Annotated in this window: 11 protein-coding genes; 8 read left to right on the forward strand and 3 right to left on the reverse strand. The window is 66.9% G+C overall.

Annotated elements, in window-relative coordinates; genetic code table 11:
- Window positions 1–10: 10 nt before the first annotated feature.
- Window positions 11–847 (reverse strand): helix-turn-helix transcriptional regulator, encoded by an 837-nt coding sequence (locus tag ASF72_RS04940; RefSeq protein ID WP_056597031.1) that lies wholly within the window; start codon window positions 845–847, stop codon window positions 11–13.
- Between the two features lie 104 nt (window positions 848–951).
- On the opposite strand from ASF72_RS04940, the gene ASF72_RS04945 reads away from it, so the two are divergent.
- Entirely contained in the window at window positions 952–1773 is an 822-nt protein-coding gene (locus ASF72_RS04945; protein ID WP_082484026.1) for a phytanoyl-CoA dioxygenase family protein, read from the forward strand.
- Window positions 1774–1800: 27 nt separating this feature from the next.
- Window positions 1801–2178: a glycosyltransferase 87 family protein gene (locus tag ASF72_RS04950; RefSeq protein ID WP_157370894.1), complete on the forward strand. Its 378-nt coding sequence runs from the start codon at window positions 1801–1803 to the stop codon at window positions 2176–2178.
- Here ASF72_RS04950 and ASF72_RS04955 read toward each other — a convergent pair.
- Entirely contained in the window at window positions 2103–2909 is an 807-nt protein-coding gene (locus ASF72_RS04955; protein ID WP_235504652.1) for a DMT family transporter, read from the reverse strand. The two genes, ASF72_RS04950 and ASF72_RS04955, sit on opposite strands and share 76 nt — an antisense overlap.
- A gap of 351 nt (window positions 2910–3260) precedes the next feature.
- Between ASF72_RS04955 and groES the strand changes: the two genes are divergently transcribed.
- The 6 genes from groES (at window position 3261) to ASF72_RS04985 (ending at window position 13218) form a co-directional block, all read left to right on the forward strand.
- Window positions 3261–3554, forward strand: a complete 294-nt coding sequence (gene groES / locus ASF72_RS04960) for a co-chaperone GroES (RefSeq protein ID WP_003805290.1) — start codon at window positions 3261–3263, stop codon at window positions 3552–3554.
- 79 nt (window positions 3555–3633) lie between these two features.
- On the forward strand, window positions 3634–5244 hold the full coding sequence (groL, locus tag ASF72_RS04965) for a chaperonin GroEL (protein WP_050685790.1): 1611 nt from the start codon (window positions 3634–3636) through the stop codon (window positions 5242–5244).
- A gap of 101 nt (window positions 5245–5345) precedes the next feature.
- Window positions 5346–7394: an acyltransferase family protein gene (locus ASF72_RS04970; protein WP_231686068.1), complete on the forward strand. Its 2049-nt coding sequence runs from the start codon at window positions 5346–5348 to the stop codon at window positions 7392–7394.
- Window positions 7394–9475 (forward strand): acyltransferase family protein, encoded by a 2082-nt coding sequence (locus tag ASF72_RS04975; protein WP_056597455.1) that lies wholly within the window; start codon window positions 7394–7396, stop codon window positions 9473–9475. Before ASF72_RS04970 ends, ASF72_RS04975 begins: the two co-directional genes overlap by 1 nt.
- A 211-nt stretch (window positions 9476–9686) precedes the next feature.
- A complete protein-coding gene (gene guaB, locus ASF72_RS04980) occupies window positions 9687–11198 on the forward strand; it encodes an IMP dehydrogenase (protein WP_056597036.1) in 1512 nt (503 codons plus the stop codon).
- An 82-nt stretch (window positions 11199–11280) separates the two neighbouring features.
- Window positions 11281–13218, forward strand: a complete 1938-nt coding sequence (locus ASF72_RS04985; protein ID WP_082484028.1) for an ABC transporter ATP-binding protein — start codon at window positions 11281–11283, stop codon at window positions 13216–13218.
- Here ASF72_RS04985 and ASF72_RS04990 read toward each other — a convergent pair.
- Entirely contained in the window at window positions 13178–13819 is a 642-nt protein-coding gene (locus tag ASF72_RS04990; RefSeq protein ID WP_050685800.1) for a hypothetical protein, read from the reverse strand. The two genes, ASF72_RS04985 and ASF72_RS04990, sit on opposite strands and share 41 nt — an antisense overlap.
- Window positions 13820–13854 lie beyond the last annotated feature (35 nt).

Raw genomic sequence — 13854 nt, forward strand, 5'->3', positions numbered from 1 at the left:
GCGTTCCAGCCTAGTTGAAATCCTGCGGCGGTCCCGAGGGGGCGCCGCTGCCCGGCCCCTGAATCCGACCGGCGCGGAAGGCCGAAGGGGACAGCCCGGACCACGCCTTGAACCGCCGGGAAAAGTACAGCGGGTCGGCGTAGCCCACGGCCGCCGCCACGTCCGCCACGGCCATCGAGGTCAGGGCCAGCAGGTCCGCGGCTGTGGAGTGCCTGACCCGGGCTACGTAGGCCTGCGGGCTCAGCCCCACAGCGGCGATGAACAACCGGTGCAGCTGCGCCGGCGAGTAGGTGGCCACGGCACACAATTCGCTGAGCGGAAGCGGACGGTTCAGGTTCTCGGCGATCCAGCCGAAAAGGGCCTCCAGCCTCGGTTCCCCGGCGGACCGTTGCGCCTGCGGCGCGCACCGGTCGAGGAGGGTGCCAAGGAGCCCCAGGAGTTCGCCGCTGAGGGCCCGGGACTCCTGCGGTGCCGGGCTCTGCTGGGCGTGGGTAAGGACCGCCATGAACTTCCGGTACATGCCCTGGTCGTCGGTCAGGGCCAGTGGCACGCCCGCTGCAGTGAACTCCTCGTGGACCGCCGCGGCCGCGGAACCGGCAAAGTGCACCCACAGCCAGTGCCAGTCGCCTGTTCGCGGCGCCGCATAGGAATGCGGGACCGACGGCGGGAACATCAGGACCCTGCCGCGCCCTGCGGTGAAGGGTTCCCCGGCCAGGTCGCCGTGGATGGTGCCCTCGATGACCCAGACCAGCAGGTAGTCCCCGGGATCCGCGCGACGGACCGGCGGCATGGGGATGTTGCGGAAGGAGCCGGAGGCGCGCCAGTGCAGCAGATCAGGAAAGGCCATAACTCAAGGATAAGAAAATCCATGCAGATGAGAGGCCTTGCCATACCGGACCGCAGCGTGGGATTCGATGATGGAAGCCCACCCAATTGCGGAGGATGAGAAGAATGCACGTAGAAACACCCGCCTACCGGCTGACGCAGGACCAGGTCAACGCCTATCACCACACCGGATTTACGGTGGCCAGGGGACTGTTCAGCGCCGCCGAAGCGGCGGACTGCGCCAAGCACTTCGACGCGCTCGCAGAAACCGGCGAGCCCATCGAGGGGCATTGGGCGCCGCAGCCCGGCACGGATCCGCTGGCCCGCTACCCGAGGATGTTCCACCCGCACCTGTTTGACGCAGGCAGCAAACAACGGCTCCTCGATCCACGGGTGAAGTCGGTGCTCACCCAGCTGATGGCGGACGAGCCGATCGCCGTGCAGTCCATGTACTACTTCAAGCCGCCGGGTGCCCGCGGGCAGGCCTTTCACCAGGACAACTACTTCCTGAAGATCAAACCCCAGTCCTGCCTGGCGGCGTGGCTGGCCATCGACCCCTCCACGCCAGAGAACGGCGGACTGCAGCTGTGCCCCGGAACGCAGGACATGGAGGTGGTCTGCCCCGATTCGTCGGACCCGGCGGAAAGCTTCACCAAGGAGCGTGTGCAGCCGCCGGAGGGCCACGAGCCGGTCAAGCTTTCCCTGGCGCCCGGGGACGTGCTGCTGTTCAACGGCAGCGTGGTCCACGGCTCGGATGCCAACCGGACCAGCAGCCAGTGGCGCCGTTCCTTCATCTCCCACTACATGCCGGCCTCGGCCACCCACGTGGGCCGCTGGTACGCCCCGGCCATGATGGATTTTGACGGACGCCCCGTGGCCCGCGCCAGCAACGAGGACGGCGGCCCCTGCGGCTCGCTGCCCGGAGACCCGGAATCCGGCCTCCACTGATGCACCCATGCCGATAGTGTTGACGGCATGGCGGAAAATACAGAGGTCCCGGGGCCCGGAGCGAACCGGCCTGCGGCGGGACGTGTTGGATTTGCCCGCCCCGCCCTGATTGCCGCGGCGGTGGTGGCAGTAGTCTGCATCGCGCTGCTGGTCATCATCTTTTTCCTCGACACCTTCAACGCCACCGTGTACTCGGTGGGCGGCAACAACATCTCCGATGACACGCAGGAAGCCCGGGACATCCGGGGCCTCTATGCCGGCGCCCGGGCCGTCGGCATCATCCTGCTGGTGGTGTCCCTGCTGACCGCCGCGGCCGCCGGGTTCCTGCTCTACCGCCGGCGGAACCAGGGCAACCCGGAGGCCGACGCCGGCGAGGACGTGGGATTCGACGGGCTGACCGGCTGAGGGGCCCGGCCGGCGCCGGTCAGGAGGACGCCGGAGATCACCAGGACGCCGCCCAGGACCTGCGGGACCGTAATGGGCTGGCCCAGCAGCACCGTGATCACCGCTGTGAAGACCGCGATCAGGTTGAGGTAGTTTCCGGCGTTGGCCGCTGACGTCCGCTTCAGCGCCAGGTTCCACAGCAGGTAGGACCCCAGCGACGGGAACACTGCGATGTACGCCAGCGACCAGTTGCCCGATGCCGTGGCCGGGAGTCCGGCGCCGGCAGCCAGCGCCACCGGGGCGAGGACCAGCGCAGCCATTGCCACCTGCACCGCTGTGGCCGTGATGGCCGGCAGGGACAGCCGCCGGGCGATGATCGTATACAGGGCCCAGACGGTGATGGCCGCGACGATCAGGAGTTCACCCGCGCCGAGCGAGAAGGTCAGCAGCCGTTCCACATCTCCGCCTGAGAGGACCAGCAGCACCCCGGCCAGGCCCAGCCCGATGCCTGCCCACCCCAGCGGACGTGGCCGCTCCCGCAGCAGCACCACCGAGAGCACCACGATCAGCGCGGGGTTGGCGGCTGTCACCAGGGAAGCGTTGAGGCCTGAGGTGTGCTGCAGTGCGCTGTACAGCAGCAGCGTGTAGCCGCTCATGCCCAGCACGCTCAGGAGCAGCAGCACCCGCCAGTGGCGCAGCACTGCCCTCCAGTCGGGCCGCTCGACGGCCTGCGCCAGGACCAGGAGCGGCACGGCGGCCAGGGCCCAGCGCCAAAAACGTCAGCTGGAGCGGTTCCATGGTTTTCACGGCGGCCTGGCCCACCACGAAGTTGCCCGCCCAGAAGAGGTTCGCAAGAATCAGGTAGATGGCTGCCCGCACCGCTCAAATGTACAGCCACGCTGTCCGCCCATGACGAAATGCTGGCACTCACCTTGACCGAGTGCTAACCCTTACATAGAGTCTCTATTAGCACTCTCCCTAGGAGGGTGCTAACACATGAAGAGCTGCCAGCCAGGCTGCTGCCGGCACCGCGACGACGGTTTGCCAGCCAGGCGGGAGAGCTTTCCAGTCCACAAATTTGCTGACGTAAAGGAGAGGTCCGAGTGTCGGTCTCTATTAAGCCTCTTGAGGATCGTATTGTTGTCCGCCCGCTCGAAGCCGAGCAGACCACGGCTTCCGGCCTGGTCATCCCGGACTCCGCGCAGGAAAAGCCGCAGGAAGGCGAAGTTGTTGCAGTCGGCCCCGGCCGCTTCGAAGATGGCAACCGCGTTCCCGTTGACGTAGCCGTTGGCGACGTCGTTATCTACTCCAAGTACGGTGGAACCGAAGTCAAGACCGGCGGCACCGAGTACCTCGTGCTGTCCGCCCGCGACGTCCTGGCGATCGTCGTAAAGTAACCCTCCCGGATCCCCGCGCTGCTGGTCATGCTCTTAGCTGTTCAGCCGCGCGGGGTTTCTGTCTTGAAAGGACAAAACCATGGCAAAGCAGCTTGCGTTTAACGACGCTGCCCGCCGGTCGCTCGAAGCCGGCATCGACAAGCTCGCCAACACGGTCAAGGTGACGCTCGGCCCCCGCGGCCGCAACGTCGTCCTGGACAAGAAGTGGGGTGCTCCGACCATCACCAACGACGGCGTGACCATCGCCCGTGAGGTCGAACTGGATGACCCGTACGAAAACCTTGGCGCGCAGCTGGCCAAGGAAGTCGCCACCAAGACCAACGACGTTGCCGGCGACGGCACCACCACGGCTACGGTCCTGGCCCAGGCACTGGTCAAGGAAGGCCTGCGCAACGTTGCCGCCGGCGCCGCTCCCGGCCAGATCAAGCGCGGCATCGAGGTTTCCGTTGAAGCCGTCGCCGCCCGCCTGCTCGAGAACGCCCGCCCGGTTGAAGGCACCCAGGTTGCCAACGTTGCAGCCATCTCGGCCCAGAGCGATGAGATCGGCGAACTGCTCGCCGAAGCATTCGGCAAGGTCGGCAAGGATGGTGTGATCACCATCGAGGAGTCCTCCACCACGCAGACCGAACTGGTCCTCACCGAAGGCATGCAGTTCGACAAGGGCTACCTGTCCCCGTACTTCGTCACCGACGCGGAACGCCAGGAAGCTGTCCTCGAAGACGCCCTGATCCTGATCAACCAGGGCAAGATCTCCTCGGTGCAGGACTTCCTGCCGCTGCTGGAAAAGGCGCTGCAGAGCTCCAAGCCGCTCTTCATCATTGCTGAGGACGTTGACGGCGAAGCCCTCTCCACCCTGATCGTCAACCGCATCCGCGGCACCCTGAACGTGGTTGCCGTCAAGGCTCCGGGCTTCGGCGACCGCCGCAAGGCCATGCTCCAGGACATCGCCACCCTCACCGGTGCGCAGGTTGTTTCCCCGGAGCTGGGCCTGAGCCTGGACACGGTTGGCCTTGAGGTGCTGGGCACTGCCCGCCGCATCACGGTCACCAAGGACAACACCACCATCGTTGACGGCGCCGGTTCGGCAGAAGACGTAGCAGCCCGGGTTGCCCAGCTGCGCGCCGAGCTGACCCGCACCGACTCCGACTGGGACAAGGAAAAGCTCCAGGAACGCCTGGCCAAGCTGGCCGGCGGCATCGGCGTGATCAAGGTCGGCGCAGCCACCGAGGTTGAGCTGAAGGAAAAGAAGCACCGCATCGAAGATGCTGTGTCGTCCACCCGCGCCGCCCTCGAAGAAGGCATCGTGGCCGGCGGCGGTTCCGCGCTGATCCACGCGTTGAAGGCCCTGGACGAGGATTCCGCTGTCCTGGCCCTCGAAGGTGACGCAGCAGCAGCTGTTGGCATCGTCCGCCGCGCACTGGTCCAGCCGCTGCGCTGGATCGCCCAGAACGCCGGGTTCGACGGTTACGTTGTCACGGCCAAGGTTGCCGAGCTCGAAACCAACAACGGTTTCAACGCCAAGTCCGGCGAGTACGAGGACCTGATCGGCGCCGGTGTCATCGACCCGGTCAAGGTCACCCGTGCGGCCCTCCGCAACGCTGCCTCCATCGCAGCGCTGGTCCTCACCACCGAAACCCTCGTGGTGGAGAAGCCCGCTGATGAAGACGAGCACGCGGGTCACAGCCACTAGGCTGAATCCGCTTTCCGAAGGCCGGTCCGGCGTCTGCCGGGCCGGCCTTCGGCGTCTCTCCGGTAGAATTGATGCTTTGCCTACCGCTGGAGGATCGTCCCGTGTCGTTTGCGAGAACCGCGTCGCCCCCCGGTGTGGACCCCAAAAAGCCTGCCGGCAAGCGGAAATCCACGTTCCGCGCCGAGATCCAGGGCCTCCGTTCGCTCGCTGTCCTGATGGTGGTGACGTACCACGTCTGGTTTGGCCGCGTCTCCGGCGGCGTTGACGTTTTCCTGCTGATTTCCGCGTTCCTGATGACCCTCCAGTTCACCGGCCGCTACGACCGCCGCGAACCGGTGGCTCTTTTCAAACACTGGCTGCACCTGTTCCGCCGCCTGCTTCCCGCGGCGGTCACGGTGATCGTTGCCACCCTCGCGGCCGCGGCCCTGCTGCTGCCCCGGACCCGCTGGCTGGACCTGATCGACCACGGCTGGGCTGCGATGTTCTACTTCGAGAACTGGCTCCTGCAGAAGCAGGCCGTGGACTACTACGCCGCTGATCACAGCGGGGCCGGTCCGCTGCAGCACTTCTGGTCCCTCTCCATCCAGGGGCAGGTTTTTATCCTGTGGCCGCTCATCTTCGTGCTGGCAGCCTTTGCCGCTCGGCGGTACCGGTTGTCCTACCGGCCGCTGCTGGCCTACGTGTTCTTCGGCATTTTCCTGGTCTCCCTGATCTACTCGATCGTCTTCACGGCCACCAACCAGGGCCAGGCCTATTTCGACACCGGCGCGCGCCTGTGGGAGTTCGCGCTGGGAACACTGGTGGCCCTGATCCTCCCCGGGCTGAGGCTGCGGACCGCGCACCGCATTGTGATGGGCTGGGTGGGCATTGCTGCCATGCTGGCCTGCGGCATACTCCTTGACGTCGAGGGGGCTTTCCCCGGTGTCGCCGCCCTGTGGCCCACGGTGGCTGCCGCCCTGGTGATCGCCGCGGGCAGGACCGGCAGCCCGTTCGGCGTGGACAGATTCCTCGCCTCGAAACCCCTGGTGCGGCTGGGCGACAACTCCTACGCCCTGTACCTGTGGCACTGGCCCGTCCTGGTCATCTCCCTGGCCTGGACCGGCAAGGAACACGCCGGCTGGTTGGCCGGCACCATCATCATCCTCACCTCACTGGGCCTGGCCTACCTCACCACACGCTTCATCGAGAAGCCCTGGCGTGAATGGCGGTGGCCCGAGGTCAACAAGCGCCGGGCTGTCCTGGCGGTCCTGCTCGCCGTGGCGGTGGCCGCGGCCCCGCTGGGCCTGTGGCGGCAGCAGATCGTCCAGTCCAACTCCATCACTTCCATCGGATTGGACGACCCCCGTTATCCGGGTGCCCGCGCCCTCAGCCCCGGCTACCAGTTCACGCCTGACCCTGCAGCTGAGCCGGTCCCCAAAGTAGAGGCCATCGCCGAAGAGTGGCCGGAATTTCCGGAACCCTGCATCGGGGCCGGTGAAAACGCCAGTATCTGCACCAACGGTGTTGAGGGGGCGGCCAAGCACATTGTCATCCTCGGCAGTTCCCACGCCTATGTCATGAACACGCCGGTGCTGATGATGGCCGAGAAGTACAACTGGCGTGTCACCTCCATCACCAAGGGTTTCTGCCCCCTCACCGACGAGCCGGGTCCCGAAATTACCGCGGAGTGCCTTGACTTCAACAAGGAGGCCATGGAACAGGTCCTCGACATAAAACCCGACCTGGTGCTCACCATCAGCACGAGGACCTCTGCCGATCCCGGCACACCTGAAGTGCTGGAGGATTCCTGGCTCGCGCAGGCGCGCAAGCTCAACGACGCCGGCATTGAGGTGGTTGGTGTCCGCGAGACGCCCCGGATGCCCCACGTGCCAAACTGCCTGGCCGCGCACCCGGATGACCCGGCGGCCTGCAACGGCAGCGTCCTGGATACGTTCGGGCCCGTTGCGGCCACTGACGGCGTTGATACCCAGCTTCCCGACACCCGGTTCCTCGACCTCACCCGCTACTTCTGCGTGGCGGACGTCTGCCCGGCCATCATCGGCAACGTCATTGTGTACAAGGACGAAAACCATGTCACCCGCTCGTACCTCATGACCCTGGCGCCCTACTTCGAAAAGGATTTCCTCGCCTTGACCGGATGGAAACCCTGATGGCGGCCGCAACGGCAGGCGCCGCCACCGGGCTGTCAGCCGCCCCTGCTGCCACCAAAAAGCTGCGGCCGGGATACCGGCCCGAAGTCCAGGGCCTGCGGGCCCTGGCAGTCCTGATGGTGGTGGCCTACCACGTGTGGTTGGGGCGGGTTTCGGGCGGGGTGGACGTGTTCCTGCTCATCTCCGCCTTCCTGCTCACGCTCTCGTTTGTCCGCAAGGCAGAATCGGGCCGGCCGTTCGGACTCCTGACGCACTGGCTGCACCTGTTCAAGCGGCTGCTGCCCGCCGCCGTCGTGGTTATCCTGGGGGTCCTCGCGGGCACCTGGCTGATCCTGCCGCAAAGCCGCTGGCCGGAGATCCTGGACCAGGCCTGGGCCTCGCTGCTGTACCGCCAGAACTGGCTGCTGGCGGACACCGCCGTGGACTACTACGCCCAGGACCATGCCGGGGCCAGCCCGCTGCAGCATTTCTGGTCCCTGTCGATCCAGGGCCAGGTGTTTGTTCTCTGGCCCCTGGTCTTCGCCGGGACCGCCGCCCTGCTGGCTGTGCTGCGCCGGACCCCGGCCGGCGCGCGGTTCAGCTACCGCGGGCTGCTTGCCCTGGTGTTTGGGGCAGTCTTTGTGGTCTCGCTGGCCTACTCGGTGGAGCAAACCGCCACCAACCAGGCCTACGCCTACTTCGATACCCGCGCCAGGCTGTGGGAATTCGCACTCGGTTCCCTGCTGGCGCTGGCCCTGCCTTACCTCAAGCCGGGCCGCCGACTGCGCGTGGCGCTGGGCTGGGCCGGCCTCACGGCCATGGTTTCCTGCGGCCTGCTGCTCACCGTGGACCGGTCCTTTCCCGGCTTTGTGGCGCTGTGGCCCACCCTGGCGGCCGCGGCCATCATGGTGGCAGGCCAAAGCGGCAGCCGGTTCGGTGTTGACCGGCTCCTCAGCAGCAAGGCTGCCGTTGCGCTGGGGGACAACTCCTACGCGCTCTACCTGTGGCATTGGCCGGTCCTGGTGCTGGCGCTTGCCGCCACGGGCGTGGAAGCCCCCAACCTGATGCAGGGCCTCGCGATCGTGGGCGCCGCCATCGTCCTGGCCTTCCTCACCACCAGGTTTGTCGAGAAGCCCCTGCGCGACTGGCATTGGCCCAAGCTCCGCGCCTGGCGCACCGCCGTCGTGATTGTCGCCTGCGGTGCCCTGCTGGCCGGACCCGTCGCCGTGTGGCAAACCAGCCTTACGGCTGAGGAAAGCGCGACGGCGGCGCAACCCCGGGAGCTGACACCCGGCGCTGCCGCCCTCCGACCCGGTCAGGAGGACGTCCCGGCGCCCCCGGCCCGGCTGATCCCCGGCCCGTCCGCCCTGGACAATGACTGGGCGGGCATCCAGACCCCCTGCAGCGGATTAAACGCCACCGCCGACCCCATCCTGGAGGGGTGCCGGCAGGAAGCGCCGGACGTCCCGGTCACCAAGCGGATTGTGGTGCTGGGCGACTCCCACGCCCAGCAGTACCTTGCAGCCCTGGCGCCCGTGGCGGCAGCCCGCGGCTGGGAACTGGTCACCCTCCTGATGCCGGCCTGCCGGTTCGGGGCCGAATCGGAAACCCGCAACGCCGAATGCAACGCCTACAACCGGGCCAGCGCCGCCTACGTCCTGGACCACCAGCCGGACGCGGTGTTCACGGTTGCCTCCCTGACCCATGAGGAGGCCCCCTTCGAAACCGAGGTGCCGGGCTACCTGGACGGAATCCGGCCTTTCGCGGACGCCGGCATCGAGATCCTGGGCATCCGGGACAACCCCCGGTTCACCATCAATATGCCCGAATGCGTCCAGCGCCACGGCGCGGACGCGCCTGAATGCAACCCCTCGCTCGCCGAATCCCTGGTGGAACCGTCGCCGTTGGAGGCCTACCGCGGGCAGGTGGCGGGCCTGCACCTGATGGATCTCAGCGATTTCATCTGCGCCCGGGGCGTCTGCCCGGCCGTGGTGGGCAACGTCTATGTCTACAAGGACGACAACCACCTGACCCGCACCTACGTGGAAAGCATGGTTCCCATGTTCGAACAGCGCCTGCTGGCGGCGACCGGCTGGACGTGACCGGCGCCGGGCGTGCGGTTGCTCACATTGCGCGCCCGGAATAGGGGGATCAGCGCGGAGGTTCTAATATTTACTCAATACTTTCTGCCTCCCGGCGGCCGTCCTTCCCGGCCGTCCCGGCGGAATTCCTGCACAGGCCAGTTCCGTAATGACGGGCTGGTCATCGGCTGCAACCCCTACCCGCCAAGCAACCAAGGTAAGAGGCGCACTCATGACCGAGCCCGAACACAATCCCTTCGCCCTCATCGGTTTGACCTACGACGACGTGCTGCTCCTGCCGGGCCACACGGACGTCATCCCGTCCGAGGCGGACACCTCCTCACGGATCTCCAAACGGATCACGGTGCAGACCCCGTTGCTCTCCGCAGCCATGGACACCGTCACCGAATCCCGGATGGCCATCGCCATGGCCCGCCAGGGTGGCCTGGGCGTGGTGCACCGCAACCTGTCCATCCAGGACCAGGCTGACCAGGTGGACCGGGTCAAGCGCAGCGAGTCGGGAATGATCACCAACCCGCTGACCATCGGCCCTGAGGCCACACTGGCGGAACTGGACGAGATCTGCTCCCAGTACCGTGTTTCCGGCCTGCCCGTGGTTGATGAGGGCATGCGGCTGCTCGGCATCGTCACCAACCGCGACACCCGGTTTGTGCCGGAAGCGGACTTCCCGCTGCGGCTGGTCAGCGACGTCATGACCAAGATGCCGCTGATTACCGGCCACGTGGGGATCAGCCGCGAGGAGGCCTCGCACAAGCTGGCCACCAACAAGATCGAAAAGCTGCCCCTGGTGGATGAGCAGGGCCGGCTCAAGGGCCTGATCACCACCAAGGACTTCACCAAGGCGGAGCAGTACCCGCTGGCCACCAAGGATGATGAAGGCCGCCTCCGGGTCGGTGCCGCCATCGGCTTCTTCGGCGACGGCTGGGAGCGGGCCATGACGCTGGTTGACGCCGGCGTGGACGCCTTGTTTGTGGACACCGCCAACGGCCACTCGCAGGGTGTGCTGGACTTGATCCGCCGGCTCAAGTCCGATCCCGTGGCCGCGCACGTGGACATCATCGGCGGCCAGGCGGCCACCCGTGAGGGCGCGCAGGCACTCATCGACGCCGGCGCCGACGGCATCAAAGTGGGCGTGGGCCCCGGGTCCATCTGCACCACCCGCGTGGTGGCCGGTGTGGGTGTCCCGCAGATCACCGCCATCCACGAGTCCGCGAAGGCAGCCATCCCGGCCGGCGTGCCGCTGATCGCCGACGGCGGCCTGCAGTACTCCGGCGACATCGGCAAGGCCCTGGTGGCCGGTGCCGATACCGTGATGCTGGGCTCCCTGCTGGCTGGCTGCGACGAGTCCCCGGGCGAGCTGATCTTCGTCAACGGCAAGCAGTTCAAGTCCTACCGCGGCATGGGCTCCCTGGGCGCCATGCAGTCCCGTGGAAAGAACACGTCCTACTCCAAGGACCGCTACTTCCAGGCCGACGTCTCCGGCGATGACAAGCTCATCCCCGAGGGCATCGAAGGCCGGGTGGCCTACCGCGGCCCGCTGGCGTCCGTGGCGTACCAGCTGGTGGGCGGCCTCCGCCAGACCATGTTCTACACCGGCGCCCCCACCATCCCCGAGCTCAAGATCCGGGGCAAGTTCGTCCGGATCACCGCGGCCGGTCTGAAGGAATCGCACCCGCACGACATCCAGATGACCGTCGAGGCGCCCAACTACGGTTCACGCTGACGTTCAAAAAACCATCCACACAGGCCACGGGGAGCAATCCCTGTGGCCTGTGTGTTTCCGTGCCGGGAACTAGGCTGTAGGCATGCCCGCATCACGCCACCCGGAGGAACTGAATCCCAGGAAGGACCCGCAGCGGCGGCTGGCGCTGGGCCCTTACGCCCGGGCCGTTGCGCAGGTCCTGCGGGTCAGCTTCCGGGCCTCGCCCGGGGCAGTGGTCATGAAGGTGCTCGGCTCCGTGATCTCCGCCGTGCTGCCCTTGGTTACCACTTACTACGCGGCGCTGACCACCACCGCCCTGGCGGCCGCGTATGCCGGCGACGCCGCCGCCGGCCAGCTGGCCATTGTGTACGTGGTCATCACCGCGGCCCTTGGCCTGTTCTGGGGCGCGTTCAACAGCGTTGACCGCTACATCCAGCAGCTGATGAGCTTTAAAGTGGGCGCCATTGTGGGCGACCAGATGTACGAACGCTTCCTGGCCCTGGAGTTCTGGCGCTACGACGACAAGGAAACGGTGGACCTGTACGACAGGGCCAAGCGGTTCTCCGATTCCTACGCCCGCGTCCTGGACCGGATTGCCGCCATTTTCACGCAGCTGGTCTCCGTGCTCCTGGCCATCGGCGCGCTGCTGCTGGTCAGCTGGTGGATCGCCGTGATTGTCCTGGTGGCCATCGTGCCCAGCGTGTACCTGCAGTTCAAGCTCTCCCGCGAACAGATTGCCCACTGGAACACGCAGGTCGATTCCCGCCGCCAGCGCCGCATGATCGAAACGAACCTGCTGCGCCCCCAGCACATCGCCGAGATGCGCCTCTACGGGATCGTGACGTACCTGATGGACTTCCGCTCGCGCCTGCGTGACGCGGACGAACGCCGCCGCCTGGACTTCCAGCGACGCTACATACCCAAGCAGCTGGCAGCTGACGCCCTCCAGTACGGGGCCGAGGTGGTTTCCCTGATCTGGGTGGTGGGGCAGATCATCGCCCGCGCGCAGCCCGTGGGCCAGTTCCTGTACGTCCAGCAGATCGTCAGCAGGGCGCTGTCCACGGCCAACAACCTGGTGTCATCCCTCAGTTCCATCGACGAGGACCTGGCCAACCTCAAGGACTACGAGCTGTTTATGGCCCTGCCGGCGCACTCGGAGTACGCCCCGCCGCTGCTGGGAGCCCCGTCCGTGGTGGAGCTCAAGGACATCCGTTTTACGTATACCGGAAGTGACACCGAAGTGATCCGGGGGATCAGCCTGACCATCCGCGAAGGCCAGCACATCGCGATCGTGGGGGAGAACGGCGCCGGAAAATCGACGCTGATCCGGATCCTGGCGGGCCTGTACCGGCCCGATTCAGGGCAGGTAATGCTCGACGGCGTTGACCTCGCCGCCGTCGACGTCACCTCCTGGCACCGGCACCTGGCCGTGCTCAGCCAGGAATTCCTGAAGTACGAGTTCGCCACCGCGGCGGAAAACATCTGGTTCGGCGACGTGGGGGAGCCCCGCGACGACGCCCGGATCAGGACGTCCGCTGCGGAAGCCGAGGCGCTGGACTTCATCGAAAAGCTGCCCAACGGGCTCAACAACCACGTCAGCAACTGGATGGAGGATCCCCGCGGCCGGAAGGGGAGCGGGCTCTCCGGCGGGCAATGGCAGCGCCTGGCGATGGCCCGGAACTTCTACCGCCGCGCCGCTTTTATGATCATGGACGAGCCCACCTCGGCGATCGACGCCCTGGCAGAGCACCGGATCTTCACCCGGCTGTTCGCGGAGCGCGCCAGCACCATCATCGCCATCAGCCACCGCCTGGCCACCATCGAGAAGGCGGACATTGTGTACATGCTGGAGGACGGGCAGGTGGTGGAGCAGGGCACCCACAAGGAACTTGTGGCCCGCCGCGGCAGGTACTTCCGGATGTTCGAATCGCAGCTTGGCGACCAGCCGGACCAGCCAGGCCTGCCCGACCTGCCGGACCTGACCGACCTGCCGGCGGACCCTACCGGCGTGCGCCCGGGCGTGGACGCCGGCGGGGCGTAGCGTCCTGCACCGTGGTGCGGACCCGGGCCAGGCTCGGCTGCGGCGGGACACTGCTGAACCCAAACGTCACAGCCGGCCGGACAGCGGCCAGGGACCCGGCGTCGGCCCCGTCCCAGGCCACGGCAGCGGAGTCGATGCGGTGCAGGTCGCTCACCCCGTAGTACTCCCAGCGGCCGCTGCCGGCCGAACCGGACGTCCGCGACCCACGGCTCACCAGGCCCGCCAGCGGGCTGACCGCACGCAGCCAGGACGGGTGCACCGCCAGCCGCCGGGGCAGCGCCCGCAACCCGGACCCCAGGAAGGTCCTGCCGCCCACGCCCGCGCGGACAGCCAGCGGACCGGCGTCGACCGTCAGGATCCCGTCAGCCAGGCGGGCTGAAACGTCCACCACGGTGACCTCGTCGAAACTGTAGGTGGCGGCGATGAACTCCGCGATGGGTGCGGCGGGAGCCAGGAGCAGCCGGTGGCCGGACGGTTCCTGGACCATAACGTCGGCAAACGCACCGAAAGGCGAGTCCTGCCAGATCCCCACCACCGCACGCAGGCCGGAGGTGGTGCCGATTCCGGCAATGTGCCCGTCAAAAATCCAGCGGCTTCCCATCCATCCACTGTAGCCACCCCTCCGGGCCGCCCCGG

The sequence above is a fragment of the Arthrobacter sp. Leaf141 genome (assembly GCF_001424565.1).
Classification (GTDB): Bacteria; Actinomycetota; Actinomycetes; order Actinomycetales; family Micrococcaceae; genus Arthrobacter.